Genomic DNA, 16,012 nt, shown 5'->3' with positions numbered 1-16,012 from the left:
TCAATCACGCAATGTTGATAAGCCGAAAAATATCGGGGGATCGGCCCGGCCGCCTATTCCGCCGGCCGCGAGGCGGCGACGCCGGAGGCCGCGTGGGCGGCGTCGGGCCTGAGCTTGCGCTCCAGCACCCAGGCCGCCACCCCGACCCAGCAGACCAGGACGATGGCGTAGGCGCGCTCCCACCAGCCGACATTCGCGGGATTCACGGTTCCCGGAAAGACCAGGTGTTTGGTGAACAGCGTCAGCACCGCCATGACCGCGAAGGTGACCGCCAGGAATATCTTGAGCCCGGGCAGGTCGCGCCGCGACGACAGGCCCCAGAACAGCAGCAGGGGCGCCAGCTGGATGCCCAGGCCCAGGTTGATGACCATGTGGCGCGGATCGGGCCAGGGATAGAGGGTCGACAGCGACAGCCCCGCGCCCGCCAGGACGAAGACCACGGCCGTCACCGCCCCGGCCGCGCGCGCGCCGCTGAGGGCGTAGAGGGCCAGGCCGAAGCCGATCCCGGCCAGGCCCGCCATGACGCCGGCGGCGAAGACCCCGGCGTTGAAGATGATCGGGGCCCGGGCGGTCGCCCCGCCCAGTTCGCTGAGGAACTGGGTGGCGTTGTCGAAACCGGGATAGGCGGCGCTGGCGACCAGCACCACGATCAGGGCCAGCACGGGCGCCGCGACCCCCACCGCCAGCAGGGCGCGGCGGCGGCGATAGCGCGCGCCCTCGCCGCGCCAGGCGGCGAGGTCCAGCGGCCACGGCCTTCCGTCGCGCGGCTTCAGTCCCCACAGCGGCCGGATCGGGTCGATGCGGCGCACGATCTCGTAGATCAGCAGGCTGCCCAGGAAGGTGGCGGCGATCAGCGACAGGGCCTCCAGCCCCGCCGGCAGGCGCGCCGGCCGGATGATCCACACGGCGACCACCAGCACCGTCTGGTGCGCCAGATACAGGGGAAAGGTCGCCTCGGTCAGATAGGTCAGCACGGGGCTGGACCGGTCGCGCAGCCAACGGCTGCCGAAACCCAGGATGGCGGCGATGACGGCCCACTGATCGACGCCGTACACGATGGCCTTGGGCACGCCGAAGAAGGCGCGGCCGCCGGGGTGCCAGACCTGCAGCATCATGATCGGCAGGGCCACGACCGCCAGTCCGACCGCGACCCAGCGCCAGCGCTCGAACCCCCGCCAGATCGACTCCCGCCCGACCACGGCGAAGCCGAACAGGAAGGCGCCCAGCGACAGGGCGTGGTTGTACCAGTCGAAGGGCAGGTTGTTGGTCAGGCCGAAGATCGGAAACAGGGCGATGCGGATGGCGACCAGATAGAGGATCGGCACGACCAGCAGGCGCGGGCCGCGCAGCATCCGCTCCAGCGCGTCGCCCAGGCGGTCGATCAGCCCCGCCCGGCGCCACAGCAGGATGGCCACGGCGCTGTAGGCGGCGATATAGACGACGAACCACAGGTGGTTGACCGGCACGCCGTCGGCCAGGCCGCTCCAGCCGAACTCCCGCTGCATCCAGGCCAGGTAGCCGTCCAGGCCGCCCGGCCAGTCGGCCTTGTCGCGCGCCTCGATCCACGACTGGATGGGGACCAGGACCGCCGCCCCGAACAGCAGCGGCGGCGCCAGCCGCGCAAACCGGGCGCGGGCCACCTCGCGCGGCGTGCGCCGCAGGGTCATGAACCGCAGCGCCGCCCCCGACACCAGGAACAGCAGCGTCAGCCGCCACGGATTGGTGACCAGCACCGCCTCGCGCATCCACTCGAAGGTGTGGACGCTGTGCACGTGCCAGTCATAGACGCCGTAAACCAGGCCCACGTGATACAGGATCAGCAGGCCGAAGGCGGCGACCCGAATCCAGTCCAGGTCATAACGGCGGATCGACGGGGCGGCTTGCGGGGTCACGGCGCGGTCTATGAGACCAGCGGGGTCGTCAGGCAAGCGGGCGGATCGTCTCGGCAGGTTCAGACCGCGACGGGCCGCGACACGCCCAGCGCCGTCAGCGTGTCGGCGATCGAAGCGTCCTGCTCGGCCTGGTACAGCGCCATCTCGTCCTGCACCGCGCAGCCCAGGGCGGCCTCGAATTCGGCGCGGGCCGGATCGGCCGCATAGCCGCCGTCGCGCGCCTCCGCCCCCAGGTTGGACTGGAAGATGCCCGCCGCGCTGACGGGCAGGAAGTCCTCGTATGTGATGGGCCGGGCCGCCACGTCGCCATCGGCGATCAGGGCCTCCAGGTCGCCCGACAGCCGCCCGGCGCGCGACAGGCCCTGTTCGGTCGGGACGTAGCGGAACCAGGCCAGCCCCTGGCGACGCAGGGCGGTCCAGTCGTCGGGCAGGGCCGAGAAGTCCTTGCGGGCCAGCGCCGCGTCATAAAGGGCGCGGCCGACCGGGGTCAGGGCGCAGCCGCGCTGCTCGATCTCGCCGAAGCGGGCGGTGTGGGCGCCCTCCACGGCGCCGGTCTCGCCCGGGAAGACGATCTTCTCCTGCAGCGCCTTGAAGCTGGTCTGACGCAGCAGGACGGGGCAGGCGCGGGCCGGCGGGCCCTCGATCGTCTCCTTGGGGGCGATGCCGCGGCGGGGCATTTCCGCCTGGGCCGCGTCGATGTCCAGGGTGCGCGGCGTCAGGTGGTTGATGTGCGGACCCTTGAAGCTGACCACGTCGGCGATCAGGCGATGGGCCGCGACCAGCCGGTCATAGGTCTGGGCGCTGACGGTCGCCTGGGCGTGCCAGCGGAAGGTCTCCAACAGTTCGGACACGAAACGGTCGGCCTGGTCCTCGTCCAGGCCGCCCTGGGTCTCGGCCGTGTCGATCAGGGCGCGCGCGCCCGGGGTGAAGATGTCGCGACGGGCCAGGGTCGTCTCGGCTTCCGCGCGCAGGGCGTCGTCCTCAATCAGCTCCATCCGCAACAGCGAGCAGAAGACGCGGAACGGATTGCGCCGCAGCGCCTCGGGATCGACAGGCCGGAAGGCGGTCGAATGCACCGGCACGCCGGCGGGCGCCAGGTTGTAATAGCTGACCGGCCGCATTCCCATGACGGCGAAGGCCCGCGCGATGGTCGACAGCTCCGCGGCCGTGCCGACGCGGATGGCGCCGTGCCGTTCCTCGGACAGGCGGGCCAGGTCGCCGGCCTGGTCCAGCCGCTCGGCCAGGGCCGGATCGGCCCTCAGCGCCGCCGCGTTGATGTCGGCCACCAGCGTCAGCAGTTCGCCGTACTGCGGCACCTCGGCCCGGTACATGGCCGACAGGGCCGCCGAAAAGCGGCTGCGGATTTCATCGGCGTGCACGAAGGACATGGACGGCTCCCTGATCTTTCGGGTCGTCCTACGCCTGTCGGCGGCCGGGGTGAAGCCGGCCGCCCCGGAAGCGGGCGTCAGGCGTCGACGCCGACGCCGATCGGGCAGGTCACGCCGGTGCCGCCGATGCCGCAATAGCCGTTGGGATTCTTGGCCAGATAGCCCTGGTGATAATCCTCGGCGAAATAGAAGGCGGCGGGGGCGATCTCGGTGGTGATCGCGCCGCGACCGGCGGCGCTCAGCGCCGCCTGATAGGCGTCGCGCGACGCTTCGGCCTGGCGCTGCTGGTCGTCGTTCAGGGTGTAGATGGCCGAGCGGTAGGTGGTGCCGATGTCGTTGCCCTGGCGCATGCCCTGGGTCGGGTCGTGGTTTTCCCAGAAGGCCTTCAGCAGTTCGGCGTAGCTGATCTCGTTCGGATTGAACACGACCTGGACCACCTCGGCGTGACCGGTGCGGCCGGTGCAGGTCTCCTCATAGGTCGGGTTGGGCGTGATCCCGCCGGCATAGCCGACCGCGGTGACCCACACCCCCGGCAGGTTCCAGAAGATCCGCTCCACGCCCCAGAAGCAGCCCATGCCGAAGATCGCCGTCTGGAACCCCTCCGGATGCGGGCCCTTCAGCGGGCGGCCGTTGACGTAATGGACCTCGTCGGTGCGCAGGGGCTCGGCCCGGCCGGGCAGGGCGGTCTCGGCCGTGGGCAGTTCGGCGCTTTTCTGAAACAGCATGGGCTCCTCGGGAGAAGTAATGGCTCTGGCGCCCATATGGGGACTAATGAGGCGCTTGCCGAGGGGGCCGTCGTGTTCTATCAGGCCCGCCTCCCGCCGGATCGACCGTCCGGCGGCGCGCACGACGTGGCGTGAACGGACAGGTGGCGGAGTGGTCGATCGCGCACGCTTGGAAAGCGTGTGTACGTGAAAGCGTACCGAGGGTTCGAATCCCTCTCTGTCCGCCACTTCCTTATGTATCTATCTGAATTTGCTCATTTAAACGCAGTGACATAGATGGGGCCCCAACACATGCCCCAACACCTACGTTTGCTTGAATTGCAGAGCCTTGAGACTGACGGTGATTCTAGGGGCGGGCAACGGCGGGTTCATCGCCGCATCTACCCGGGTCCCCGCCTGAGCGGGCTAACTTCGCGCAAGACTGCAGCGACCCACACTTACGCTCAAACTGTCCTTCATCCCGTCTCTAGCTCGCCCTCTGTCTGAGACGTCGGAATGAACATTCGCCATCTGAAAGCGACCTCTGGGATCAAATGTCCCGTGAATGTTCGAACCGTTGCACGTTATCGACGTCTCCCATTCAGTGTCTCGATAAAGGTAATATTCCGTGCACCAGTCTGACGAGTGGGGGTAATAGCGGCTCCCAACGCGTCTCTCGTTAAGGCACACGTCTCGAGCAATGAATGTGGCCGAGAATAGGTCCCCGTTCTCGGGTCGGGGATCTGTGCAATTGTTCGCGGGTGACTTAGTGATTACGACTTGTTCCGGGAGAAACTCGCTCGTGGTCCATTCGCCAGAGCGCCAGTTGAACCCCCTACTCTGTTCCTGAGTGCAAAAGAGCTGAAACTCTATAGACAGGAGAGGAGCTTGCGTGGCGGGCTCCGCCGACTGGGCAAACGCCGTAAGTGCTAGATAGAACAACTGGAAAACCCCGATTCTGCGCCGGTCGACTTAGGCGATTTAGGGGTATCGATCGGTCAATATCGTCCACATTTGTTGACATTATGTGAGAGGCACCGTCACCCGCGCGGTCTCGAGCTACCCAGACCTAAAATAGGTGGCCAAACCGGCGTATGGCTTCCGTGGAAAACAGGTTCTCAAAGTCCTCAGAGGCCTCGATCCAGGCCCGCGTTAATCGCTGCCGATTGCGACCTCGCCGGGGCTTTTCGTGGAGGCGTTTCTCGCATCGATCCATCCTCTCCCGGGCCCGGCCTAACAGATCCATGGATTGGGATGCGTAGGTCAGCCGGTGCGCCTGGCGACAAGCCACCACGCCGCCGACCACCGGGAGAACCTGACACCGTCGAAGGGTCCGTGGACATAGGGCGTAGTAGCGAAAGCCGCCGAACCGCATAGGGATAGCCTCAAGCTGAACGTTGACCGTCCGGGCCTCGCCGTTCGTGCTGTAGGCGAGGATCAGGCGGCGGTCGTCCGGGTCCATGATCACCGTGTAGCCCATGCTTCCGACGGCTCTCCGCGACGGGTCCAGCGCAACGTGCCGCTGGTCGTGAAACCCTCTTTCAAAGCCCCCTGCTTTCGGAGGAAGCGCAGGTCTACCCGACAGGCGGCATCGACTGTTCCCCGGTTCCGAGTCCGGTGTCGTCCCGAGTTGCTACCGCCCATGATGGCCTCTCAGATTTTCCGAACGCCTTTGCGTTAAGCTGTCATTTTATCAAATAGCCGCCATCTGGCGCCTACTGATTGATGGTCAAGGGGCAGAGCGAAACCGCTGACTGAGTGACCGCCCTCGCAGAGCCCAGGCAATCGTAATAGCAAACCTTGTTCATCCCGCTCGTTTCTTCACCTCGCGCGAAACAGGTCACCTGGCCACCTCTGGGCGGCGTCGGCGCGCGAGGGGTCTGCATCGGTGAGAAGGTCGGCGCATTGATAGAAAGGGCGCATAGGGACACCGCAGACTGTGTGACGGTGCGAGTCGATCCCAGGCAGTCATAGTAGCAAATCTTGTTGAGCCCCGACGTTCGCTCCCCCGCCGCCATGCACATTGTCTGACTGGCGGATGGCCCCGGCTCGGCAAATGATAGCGCCATTGGGGCCAATCGCCCGAACGAGAAGATTAGCGAGAGCGACAGGACCAATCCGCGCCCGATGGTTTTTCGTGACCACGCCATTGCTCGTTCCCCCTGACGGCCGCCGCGAAAGGTAACACGAAAGCCAGTGTTTTCACTGCGTGCGGGCCGGGATCGCCCCAGCCCCTTGATGGGCGGGCGCTCCCTACTCAAACCACCGCACATGGCTAGATGTATATGTGTCCGAAACGAGGGGACCGTCACTGGCTACCCCAGCCTGCCACGGTCCGAAACGAGGGGACCGGCAGACGGCTCAAGCGGCCTTTTCAACGTCATCGGTCCCAATCGAGGGCACCGAAACGACCCTCAAAGGGGACCGTTGATTTCCTTTGGTCGGTGGTTGGGGCCGCCATCGCATGAAAGCCTTTGAGGGCAGCTCGCCGGTTCGGTCGCACGTCTCGACTGTCAGACGCCATTCGCTCGCGTGGCGCATCTTGCGGCTGAAGCCACCGGGGGTGACGCAATCGAGGAAGCCGGTGGTTCTCAGGGCGTCGAAGGCGCGCCCAGCGGTGTCTTTGTTGATCCGGCATCGTTCGGCTGCATCTCGCACCGACAAGGCCAGGAGGCCGTTGTTTCGGCCGTTGTAGAGCAGAGCAACTTCCAGATAGACCGCCCGCGCCGCCGGGTTTAGATCGCGCCAAGCCTCGCTTTCCAGCATGTGACGTGACCCCCGTTTCTCATCCAGCCATAACGAGAGTCCTAGGTTGATCTGAGCTGTGATCGGCTGGGTTGGCAAGAGGCCGGTCTGCGCAGCCATCAACCAGCGCAGCAGGCCGGCCGATGTGTCCGGTGAGCGCTTCTGCATAAGCCTGCGGCGTCAGCCACCCGAGCTTCGAGTGCGGACGCTGCTCGTTGTAATCGCGTCGCCACGCCTCCAGCACGGCGCGAGCGTGCGGCAGCGAGCGGAACAGCGTCTCGTTCAGCAGCTCGTCACGCAGCCGCCCGTTGAAGCTTTCGTTGAAGCCGTTCTGCTGGGGCTTGCCCGGCGCGATGTAGTGCCAGCCGACGCCGGTGTCGTCGGCCCAGGCCAGGACCGCGTTCGAGGTGTACTCCGTGCCGTTGTCGCTGACGATGGTGTCGGGCCGCCCTCGCTGCCGGATGACGGCGTCCAACTCCCGCACGACCCGCGCGCCCGACAGCGAGGTGTCGGCCACCAGCGCCAGGCACTCGCGCGTACAGTTATCGATCACCGTCAGGATGCGGAAGCGCCGCCCGTCCGTCAGCTGGTCTGCGACGAAGTCCAGCGACCAGCGCTGGTTGGGCGCCAGCGGCAGGTCCAGCGGTCGCCGCGTGCCCATCGCTCGCTTCCGGCCGCCGCGCCGGCGCACCGTCAGTTGCTCGTCGCGATAGATCCGCTGGACCCGTTTCCTGTTGACCGCATGGCCCTCGCGCCGCAGCAGCACGTGCAGGCGACGATAGCCGAACCGTCGACGTTCCTGGGCCAGGGCCTTCAGCCGGTCGCGCAGAGCGCCGTCGTCCGGGCGCGTCGCCTGATAGCGCACGCTCGTCCGATCGACGCCCAGAACACGGCACGCCCGCCTTTCGCTCATCTCGTAGGCGGCCTGCAGATGGCCAGCCGCCTCGCGATAGCCGGCGGGCGTCACCACTTTTTCCCAGCAGGTCCTTCAGGGCCACGTTGTCCAGCATCGCGTCCGCCAGCATCCGCTTCAGCCGGGCGTTCTCATCCTCGAGCGCCTTGAGCCGCCGAGCCTCCGACACGTCGAGCCCGCCAAACTTGGCCTTCCATTTGTAAAAGGTCGCCGAGCTGACCCCGTGGCGTCGGCACACCTCCGCCGTCGCTACACCGGCCTCCTGCTCCCGCAGGATCCTGATGATCTGCTCTTCCGTGAACCTCGATCGCTTCATTCTGTCCGTCCTTCGTTGGGCGGACTCTAGCTATTCCTGGAGGAGTTTCAGGGGGTCACGTCAGTCACGTCAAACCTTGTCGTAACCGCCGTCGCTGGACACGGGCTCGCGGGTGTAGCCGGTCGATCCGTTCGGGTTCTGAACCTGGTGATAGCCCGAGGAGGTGATCGAGGTGTCGACGTAGCGCGCGCCGCCGTTGACCGACACCGGCACCGAGGCGATCTCGAAGTTCAGGTCGGCCATGGCGTACAGGCTGGCGACCTGTTCGGACACCTCATAGTACTGGCCCGGATCGAAAGGCGTGGAGAAGCCGGCGTAGCGGAAGGTGCGGCGGGCGTAGTCGTTGGAGACCTGGCTCCAGGTCAGGTCCTTGACCCTGTAGTCGCCGCCGGGAACCAGATCGCCGATCGGCGTCAGCTCGCTGTCGGCCAGGGTGCGGGTGTTGACGTAGGAGGAGTCGCCCGGCCCGGGGCCCTGGATGTTCAGTTGGCCGTACTGGCGCTCCTTGTTCTTGTCGGTGTAGCGCGCGCCGAACTGGACGCTGGTCAGGGCCGGCAGGAAGTCCAGGCTCAGGTATTTGGTGTAGTCGACCTGGGCGGCGTACTTGTCGTCGTTGATGGCCTCGTAGGTGGTCTCGTAGGCCTCGAACAGATAGCGGTCCGGCGCGTCGTACATGTCGATCGTCGCGGGATTGTCGCTGGGGATCGTCTCGCCGCCCCGTTCCGTCCAGCGCGTGCGCGACGGCGCATAGGCCACGTGCTTCAGGTTGGCGTAGTCCAGCGTCTTCTCGGCGCCGGAATAGCCGGCCAGGGCGTGCAGCTTCCAGTCGTCGCCGCGCCAGTTCAGCTCCGTGCCGAACTGCGAATACTGCGTCTCGTTGATCCGTTCCTTGCTCAGCATCTCGTGCTGGGTGGCGGTGTAGGACACGTCGCGCAGCACCACCATGCCGAAGTCGGCCAGGGTGGTGTCGTCGTACTCGTGGATGGTTTCCAGCGTCGAACGGCTGGAGGCGGAATAGGCGGCGGCGTCGTATTCGTCCTCGGTGGTGTCATAGCCGCCCAGCATGGCGTCGAACGACAGATCGAAGGTGGACGAAGGCTTGTACTGCAGCGACAGGGTCGCGCCCCACTGGTCCTGGGTGTTCAGATAGGCGCGGTCGCCGACCTTGTCCTGGAAGATCAGCCGGCCGGTCTCGTTGCGGTCGTTCGGATCTTGGACGATGACGCCCGCGTCGCGCTCCAGCACGTCGATCGCCTGCTGCTCGCGCGTGCCGCCGGCTTCCAGGAAGCGGAACAGCGGACGGAAGTTGATGCCGGAGTTGGAGTCGGTCCGGTTGGTCCGGCGCGCCGTGGAGAAGGACGCCAGCGCCCCCCAGTCGCCCCAGGTGTTGCTGGCCAGGAACGACACCTTCGGGTCGATCTCCTCGGAGATCGAATTGTAGGCGCCCTCGACCGAACCGACCAGTTCCTGGCCCGCGTAGTCGAACGGGCGCGCCGTGGAGATGTCGACCGAGCCGGCGATGCCGCCCTCTTCATCCGAGGCGCGGGGCGACTTCTGCACCGTCACCTGCTGGATGATTTCCGAGGCGAAGATGTCCAGCTCGACATCGCGGCCGCCGCTGCCCGAGGCCGTGGCCAGGTCGTTGATGGTGACGAAGGTGAACTCGCTCGGCAGGCCGCGAACGCTGACCCGGCCGCCCAGGCCCTTGTTGCGCTCGATGGTCACGCCGGGGATGCGCTGCAGCGCCTCGGCCAGGTTCTGCTCGGGGAAGTTGGCCACGTCCGTGGCGACGATGGAGTCGGAAAAGCCGATCGTCTTGCGCTTGATGTCCACGGCCTCTTCCAGGCTGCGACGATAGCTGCCGGTGACGATGATCTCGTCGACCTGAGCCACGTCGGCCTGCGCCGAGACGGGATCCGCCGTTTGCGCCAAGGCGGCGAACGGTGAGACGGCCGCGGCGACCAGCGCCGTCGTGCCGAGAATACGGTTCTTCATTTGGACTACCCCCAGAGAGCTCTGACGCGTCTCACCCGCGAAACACGTCGATCGGCCCCAGGCGTCACGCCGGCCGATCTACCGCCCTCAACGACGTCGTCACCCCGCCCCTCAGCACGTGACAGCCGATTTCATTCAATGTTCACGGCGCTGTCGCTTTCGGCCCCTGCGCCCTGTCCGGCGGCCACTCTGGCGAGTGCGGCCTGAACCTCCGCGCGCGCCGCCTCCATGTCCCGGCGGAAGGTCTCCGAGCGCTGCTCGGCGCCGTAGATGACCGCCCCCGACAGGATGCCGGCCTCGGCGGCGCTATAGCTGTGCGAACCGCAGACGAAGCGGCTCTCGGCGAACTCGCGGCCGCGCGCATAAAGGGCGTCGGCGCGCTGGGGCGCCAGTTCGGCCAGGATCATGGCGATGTGCATGCCGTGGGCCGAATGGCCTGACGGATAGTCGGGATTGCCCGCCAGGTGGTCGGTCTTGGCCTCGCAGATCGGCAGGTCCGCGGCCAGGTAGGGCCGTTTCGTGCCCCAGTGCTCCTTGGCGACGCCGACCACCGAACGGTCCTGGCCCGAGCGGTCCAGCAGGGCGGTCAGCACCGGCGCCTGTTCCGGCGTCAGCCGCACGCCCAGCGCCTGGGCGAAATGGTCGTATTTGTCGCCCGTGACGTCGGCGGTCGCCAGGTCCCAGCGCGGCGTGCCCTGAAGGGCGCGGGTTTCGCGGAACACCCCGGCGTCGGCGATGGCGCGGGGCGAACCCGGCTCGGGCGGCGGCGCCAGGACCGTGGTCAGGTCGGGCCGGGCCTCCGGCGACAGATAGCCGCGAACCGGCGCGTCGCCGACCATCTCGACCGCCAGGCCGTCGCAGCGGGCTGCGGCGCGCACGGGGTTGCAGATCGCCGCCTGGGCGCCCGGCAGCCGGACCTCATAGGCCGGGAAGCGCGGATCGGCCCAGTAGTAGTCGGTCGAGACATACTGCGCCCCGCTGGCGAAGGCGGCGGAGCGGCGGCCGACGTCGGCGCGCCTGGCCTCGACCGTGTCGGCGTCGGCTCGGGTGCGCACGATGAAGCCCTGGCGCACGGCGGCGCGAATGCGATCCTGCTGAACCTCCGGGTCGTTCAGCGTCAGATAGGCGGCGGCGGGGCTGGCCTCGTCGGTGTTGACGAACATCGCCCGGCCCTGCAGCGACGGCCGTCCGGCGGCATAGGCCGCGACCTTTTCCGGGCCTTCGTCCAGGGCGAAGAAGACCTTGCCGCGCGCGTCGCCCAGGGCCGGCCAGCCGCCGGCCAGCACGCCTTCGCGCAGGGTCGCACGATCGCCGCGCACCTGGTCCGGCGTGATCAGCCGCCCCGCGTCGAACACGGATCGGATCTCGGCGTCCAGCGCATCCCAGGCCTGCGCGTCGAAGGCCAGCGGCGCCGCTCCGCCCGGCAGGGAGGCCGCGCCGGTCTTGGCGTTCAGCATGATCAGGATCGGCGCGTGATCGGGGTGGGCGGCCGACCAGTCGCGGACCAGCGTCAGACAGGCGACGAAGGTCAGGCAGGAGGAACGGAAATCGACGTCGGGCATGTGCAACACCTTCATCCCCGGCCGCGCCATCGCCGTTCGAAAGGCCGCGCTGGTCGGGGCGGACCGGCCGGGTCGTCCCAGCGCCGAGGCGGGGCGGGCGTAGCGGCCGCCCGCCGGATCGTTCAGGACGTCGATCTCCAGTTGGCGCGCGCCGGCGTCCAGCTGTTGGACCAGCGGCCGATGGGCGTAATCCAGCCCCTGGCGCCGGGATCGACCGCCGTCATCGCCGCCAGTTCCGCCTCGGGAATGGCCTGCTTGTAGCTGTTGTGGGTGCCGACGGCGGCGATGTCGTTCATCCGCAGGGAGCGGTCCATCCAGGCCCGGGCGCAGGCGTCGCCGCCCGCAGCGTTCACATCGGCGGCGGCCAGGTCGCAGGGCGCGGCGCCCAGGATCAGGGCGAGGACGAGGGCGGACATGGCGAATCTCCCGGGGAACGACGCCGAAAGTCGCGCGTCCTTCAGACAACGACCATGGACCACGCTTCCTCAACAGCGGCGTGACAGGCGGGGCCGCGCTCGGCCGGCAGCCGCCTACGTCGTTTTCGGATCGGTTCGGTCAGCCGGCGCGGCCGCGCCGTCGCGCGAGGTCGTCTGACCCGAGGGCGAACGATCCTTGCGCACCCTCAGAAGCAGGATCGCCGCCCCGGAGACAAAGACCAGGCCCGCCGCGCTGGTGGCGTAGGCGGCGGCGACGAAGAAGGGCAGCCAAGGCAGGTCGACGGCGCCGAAGTTCCGGAACAGCAGCAGCACGACGCTGCCCAGATAGCCGGTCGCATCCGCGACATAGATCAGGAAGCCGGCGGTCGCGATGGTGCCGGAATAGGCGATCATCCGGTCGAAAAGCATGGCGTTGAAGGGCGTATAGGCCAGATACAGGCCGCCGCCGGCGGCGATCATCCAGGCGATCGGCGACAGGAGCCCCTGCTGGAAGGCCAGGGTCGAGGCGCCCAGGATGGCGAAGCCCGCCAGGATGACGCCATGCATGAACAACAGCGCCCGGCCGTTGTTCTTGACCGCGATCAACACGCCCATCGCCACCAGCGACAAAACGGCCACCGGGCCTTCGCTGGCGGTGAACACCGAGGCGGCGTCGCCATAGCCGAGCGCCTGCCAGATTTCAGCGGCGAAGTTGTCGCGCAGGTCGCGGAAGGCCGTCAGCAGCACATAGGCGGCGACCAGCGCCGCCAGCACCGGCCAGTGCGCGGCCAGGAAGGCGGCGCGTTCCTCGCCATCATCGGCCGGCGCGCCACGCGCTCGGCCTCGTCCGCCGGACTGGGCGGGGGCAGGGCGGCGAGGGCCAGCACCGAGACGGCCAGCAGGGGCATGAAGATCGCGCCGACGGCCGCCGGCATCCAGAACGCGCTGACCTGCCAGCCTTCCATCAGCGTCTTGCCGACGGACTTCACCACCCCCGACGACAGGATGAAGCTGGCGCACAGGATCGCCCCCAGCACCTCGCTGGTGCGCCGGCCCTCCATGAAGCCGAACACAAGGCCCCAGATCAGGCCGAGCGGCAGGCCGTTCAGGAACAGGGCGGCCACGTTCCAGGGCGCGGGCGTGACCGCGAACAGCACCAGGGCGATCCAGGAGAAGCCGATCAGAAGGACGATCGCGATCGCCCTTCGCTCGGGCCGCATTTCGGAAACCACCTTGACGCCGATCAGCTTGGACAGGGCGTAGCCGGCGACCTGGGCGATCACGAGGGCGATCTTGTAGTCCAGCGCGAAATCCCATCCCGCCACGACGTCGAAGGTCGCGGCCGTGAACGGCTTGCGGAAGGCGTACATCGAAAAATAGGCGCAGAAGCCCGCCAGGCCCGCGAACATGACGAAGACTATGGGGTTGGCCTCGCCCAGCCAGCGCCGCATCCGGTTCATCGCTTGACATCATCCCGTTGCATGGATGTGGTCTAGACCACATGCGCGACGCTTGGATGACGGAGACGGTGCGAAGTGGGACAGGCGGTCTGACATGAGCCAAGGCTACGACGTCGCGGTGGTGGGGGCCGGAATCGTCGGCCTGGCCTGCGCCCTGGCCGCCGCGCGGCGCGGCCTTTCGGTGGTGGTGATCGATCGCGACGCCCAGGCGAACGGCGCCTCGATCCGGAACTTCGGCTTCGTCACCGTGACCGGCCAGCCGCGGGGCGCGGTGTGGCGCCGCGCGCATCGCAGCCGCGCCGTCTGGGACGAGATCGCGGGCGAGGCGAACATCGACATTCTTCAGCGCGGGCTGTGGCTGCCCGTGCGCCGGCCCGAGGCCCAGGCCGTGCTGGAAGCCTTCATGGCCACCGAGATGGCCGACGGCTGCCGGCTGATGACGCCGGACGAAGCGCGCGCGCGGGCTCCGGAAGCGACGGGGCCCGACACGGTCGCGGCGCTGTGGAGCCCGCATGACCTGCGGGTGGATTCGCGCACGGCCGTCCCGCGCCTGGCGGCCTGGCTGGCGGCGCGGTTCGGCGTCGACTTCATGCGCCAGACCGCCGTCCATGCCGTGGATCCGCCGCGCATCGTCACGGCCAGGGGCGTGATCGCGGCGGAACGGGCGGTGGTCTGTCCCGGCGACGACCTGGTCAGCCTGTTTCCCGAGCGGTTGAGCGACGCCGGGCTGGTCCGCTGCAAGCTGCAGATGATGCGATTGGCCCCGCCCGGTTTCGACCTGCCGGCGCCGGTCATGTCCGATCTGGGCCTGGCGCGCTACGGCGGTTACGCCGACCTGCCGGAAACCGCCGCCCTGCGCGCGCGGCTGGAGGCGGAGCAGGGCCAGGCTCTGGCCAACGGCGTCCACCTGATCGCGGTGCAGGACGCCGACGGCGCCCTGGTCGTGGGCGACAGTCATCATGACGCCGCCACCCCGGATCCCTTCGCCCATGAGGCGGTGGACCGGTTGATCCTGGACGAGTGGCGCGCCGCCACCGGCCGGCCCGCGCCGCCGGTGCTGCAGCGCTGGACCGGCGTCTATGCCCGCGGCCCCCACGCCGATCTGATCGCCAGGCCGCATCCGCGCGTCCGGCTCGCGCTCATCACCGCCGGCAACGGCGCCTCCACCGGCTTCGCCTTTGGCGAAGAGGTGATTTCAGACCTGATCGAGGAGACTTCCGACCCATGACCTCCATCCAGAACGCCTTCGACATGGTCGTGTTCGACTGGGCCGGCACCACGGTCGATTTCGGCAGCCGGGCGCCGGTGCTGGCGCTGATGGAGGCCTTCGCCGCCCTGGGCGCGCCGGTGTCGGAAGCCGAGGCGCGCCGCGACATGGGCCGCGCCAAGGCCGACCACGTCCGCGCCCTGTTCGAACAGCCCAGGGTCGCCGAGGCCTGGCGGGCGGCCCAGGGCGCCGCGCCGGATGCGGCGGCGGTCGACCGGGTGATGGCCGAGCTGCAGGCGCCGATGATCCGGTTGGCCGAAGAGACCGCGGACCTGATCCCCGGCGCCGCCGAAACCGCGACGCACCTGCGCCGGCTGGGGCTGAAGATCGCCTCCTGCACCGGTTACACGCGCGAGATGATGCAGGCGGTCCTGCCGCGCGCCGCCGCCCAGGGTTACGCCCCCGACCTGGTGGTCTGCGCCCACGAGACGCCGCAGGGACGGCCTTCGCCGCTGATGATCTACAAGGCCTGCGCCGAGCTGGGCGTCTGGCCGCTGTCGCGCGTGGTCAAGGTGGACGACGCGGAGGTGGGCGTCGCCGAGGGGCGCAACGCGGGCTGTTTCACCGTCGGCGTGGCCGCCTCGGGCAACATGGCCGGGCTGACGGCGCAGGCCTTGGCCGACCTCGACGCCGGCGCGCGCGCCGTGCTGCTGGAGGGCGCCGCCGATCGGCTGCGGGCCGCCGGCGCCGATCTGGTCATCGACACGGTCGCCGATCTGATCCCCGCGCTGGAGGCCGAGGCCGCCCGGCGGGGCTGATCAATCGCGCGAAGCCAGGGCGATCAGCATGTCGCGGTAGTCGGCCATGGGCGCAAGCGTCACGCCCTCGACCTTGCCCAGTTCATCGTAGCGCCGCAGGCTGACGGCGGCGGCGAACGCCGGGAACGTCTCGAAGGCGTCGGCCTCGGCCTGGCTCATCGGACCGCCCTGCAGCGCCAGGCTCTGGCGGGACGCGCCGCTCAGGGCCTCGGCATAGCCGGGCTCGCGGGTCGTCAGATAGCGCTTGGCCTCGACGTGCAGGCGGATCGGCTCGGTGACCTCGGGGCCGAAGCCCTGGGCCAGCCAGGCGGCGCCGATCCTTTCGTGCATCGTATCCACGCCCCGGTCGGCGGCGTCCTCGCCCTGCTTCTGCAGCAGATGGCCGATGTCGTGCAGCAGGGCCGCGGCCACCACGGCGTCCGTCTCGCCGCCGGCGCGCGCATGGTGGGCGGTCTGCAGCGCGTGCTCCGTCTGGGTCACCGCCTCGCCGTAGGTCGAGCCGCCAAGGCGGTCGAACAGGGCCAGGACGTCGTCGACAAAGGCGGAGGCGGAGCGGAAGCGGGTCATGTTCTGGACTATACCAGATGTGCGGCTCC

The 16,012-nt window shown here is 68.4% G+C and carries 11 protein-coding genes, 1 tRNA gene and 1 pseudogene; 3 read left to right on the top strand and 10 right to left on the bottom strand.

From position 1 onward, the window contains the following. Positions 1-53: 53 nt before the first annotated feature. The 3 genes from MU852_RS04930 to msrA all read right to left on the bottom strand — a co-directional run bounded on the left by MU852_RS04930 (position 54) and on the right by msrA (position 4,005). Positions 54-1,892: an acyltransferase family protein gene (locus tag MU852_RS04930; RefSeq protein WP_249751257.1), complete on the bottom strand. Its 1,839-nt coding sequence runs from the start codon at positions 1,890-1,892 to the stop codon at positions 54-56. A 59-nt stretch (positions 1,893-1,951) separates the two neighbouring features. Then, positions 1,952-3,280 carry a VOC family protein gene (locus tag MU852_RS04925; protein WP_249751256.1) on the bottom strand — a complete coding sequence of 443 codons (1,329 nt, stop codon included), beginning with the start codon at positions 3,278-3,280 and terminating at the stop codon, positions 1,952-1,954. Between the two features lie 77 nt (positions 3,281-3,357). Then, the gene (gene msrA, locus MU852_RS04920) at positions 3,358-4,005 is read right to left on the bottom strand and encodes a peptide-methionine (S)-S-oxide reductase MsrA (RefSeq protein WP_249751255.1); all 648 of its coding nucleotides are present in this window, start codon (positions 4,003-4,005) and stop codon (positions 3,358-3,360) included. A 137-nt stretch (positions 4,006-4,142) separates the two neighbouring features. Between msrA and MU852_RS04915 the strand changes: the two genes are divergently transcribed. Continuing rightward, positions 4,143-4,232: transfer RNA gene (locus tag MU852_RS04915), tRNA-Ser, on the top strand. A gap of 2,113 nt (positions 4,233-6,345) precedes the next feature. Here MU852_RS04915 and MU852_RS04910 read toward each other — a convergent pair. From MU852_RS04910 to MU852_RS04885, 6 genes and pseudogenes are all read right to left on the bottom strand, one after another. Then, entirely contained in the window at positions 6,346-6,750 is a 405-nt protein-coding gene (locus MU852_RS04910; RefSeq protein ID WP_249751254.1) for a helix-turn-helix domain-containing protein, read from the bottom strand. Positions 6,751-6,769: 19 nt separating this feature from the next. Next, positions 6,770-7,958, bottom strand: a protein-coding gene (locus tag MU852_RS04905) for an IS3 family transposase (RefSeq protein WP_430641187.1) whose coding sequence is annotated in 2 segments (ribosomal slippage) — positions 6,770-7,706 and positions 7,705-7,958 — 1,191 coding nt in all. Because the reading frame shifts where the segments join, the coding sequence is not laid out codon by codon here. A gap of 69 nt (positions 7,959-8,027) precedes the next feature. Continuing rightward, positions 8,028-9,953, bottom strand: a complete 1,926-nt coding sequence (locus MU852_RS04900) for a TonB-dependent receptor (RefSeq protein ID WP_249751253.1) — start codon at positions 9,951-9,953, stop codon at positions 8,028-8,030. Positions 9,954-10,084: 131 nt separating this feature from the next. Further along, positions 10,085-11,677, bottom strand: coding sequence for a Ca2+-dependent phosphoinositide-specific phospholipase C (locus MU852_RS04895; RefSeq protein ID WP_249751864.1), 1,593 nt, complete (start codon positions 11,675-11,677; stop codon positions 10,085-10,087). Beyond that, positions 11,638-11,931 (bottom strand): phosphatidylinositol-specific phospholipase C1-like protein, encoded by a 294-nt coding sequence (locus tag MU852_RS04890; protein ID WP_249752009.1) that lies wholly within the window; start codon positions 11,929-11,931, stop codon positions 11,638-11,640. The genes MU852_RS04895 and MU852_RS04890 overlap by 40 nt, the downstream gene beginning before the upstream one ends. A gap of 114 nt (positions 11,932-12,045) precedes the next feature. After that, positions 12,046-13,301, bottom strand: a pseudogene (locus MU852_RS04885) (DUF5690 family protein). 184 nt (positions 13,302-13,485) lie between these two features. Between MU852_RS04885 and MU852_RS04880 the strand changes: the two are divergent. Together MU852_RS04880 and phnX are read left to right on the top strand one after the other, a co-directional pair. Then, the gene (locus MU852_RS04880; protein WP_249751252.1) at positions 13,486-14,619 is read left to right on the top strand and encodes a TIGR03364 family FAD-dependent oxidoreductase; all 1,134 of its coding nucleotides are present in this window, start codon (positions 13,486-13,488) and stop codon (positions 14,617-14,619) included. After that, positions 14,616-15,416, top strand: coding sequence for a phosphonoacetaldehyde hydrolase (phnX, locus tag MU852_RS04875; protein WP_249751251.1), 801 nt, complete (start codon positions 14,616-14,618; stop codon positions 15,414-15,416). The genes MU852_RS04880 and phnX overlap by 4 nt, the downstream gene beginning before the upstream one ends. Here the strand turns inward: phnX and MU852_RS04870 are convergent, their stop codons facing one another. Next, positions 15,417-15,983 (bottom strand): phosphonate degradation HD-domain oxygenase, encoded by a 567-nt coding sequence (locus tag MU852_RS04870; protein ID WP_249751250.1) that lies wholly within the window; start codon positions 15,981-15,983, stop codon positions 15,417-15,419. Positions 15,984-16,012 lie beyond the last annotated feature (29 nt).

This window comes from Brevundimonas albigilva, from assembly GCF_023503965.1.
In the GTDB taxonomy this organism is placed as follows: domain Bacteria; phylum Pseudomonadota; class Alphaproteobacteria; order Caulobacterales; family Caulobacteraceae; genus Brevundimonas; species Brevundimonas albigilva.
Note: the sequence above shows the minus strand (reverse complement) of the source record. Positions and strands in the feature narration are given on the sequence as shown.

Excerpts from the sequence above, each read along its gene's own strand:
- MU852_RS04925 (WP_249751256.1), bottom strand. The coding sequence starts at position 3,280 with ATGTCCTTCGTGCACGCCGATGAAATCCGCAGCCGCTTTTCGGCGGCC.
- msrA (WP_249751255.1), bottom strand. The coding sequence starts at position 4,005 with ATGCTGTTTCAGAAAAGCGCCGAACTGCCCACGGCCGAGACCGCCCTG.
- MU852_RS04910 (WP_249751254.1), bottom strand. The coding sequence starts at position 6,750 with ATGCTGGAAAGCGAGGCTTGGCGCGATCTAAACCCGGCGGCGCGGGCG.
- MU852_RS04900 (WP_249751253.1), bottom strand. The coding sequence starts at position 9,953 with ATGAAGAACCGTATTCTCGGCACGACGGCGCTGGTCGCCGCGGCCGTC.
- MU852_RS04890 (WP_249752009.1), bottom strand. The coding sequence starts at position 11,931 with ATGTCCGCCCTCGTCCTCGCCCTGATCCTGGGCGCCGCGCCCTGCGAC.
- MU852_RS04880 (WP_249751252.1), top strand. The coding sequence starts at position 13,486 with ATGAGCCAAGGCTACGACGTCGCGGTGGTGGGGGCCGGAATCGTCGGC.
- phnX (WP_249751251.1), top strand. The coding sequence starts at position 14,616 with ATGACCTCCATCCAGAACGCCTTCGACATGGTCGTGTTCGACTGGGCC.
- MU852_RS04870 (WP_249751250.1), bottom strand. The coding sequence starts at position 15,983 with ATGACCCGCTTCCGCTCCGCCTCCGCCTTTGTCGACGACGTCCTGGCC.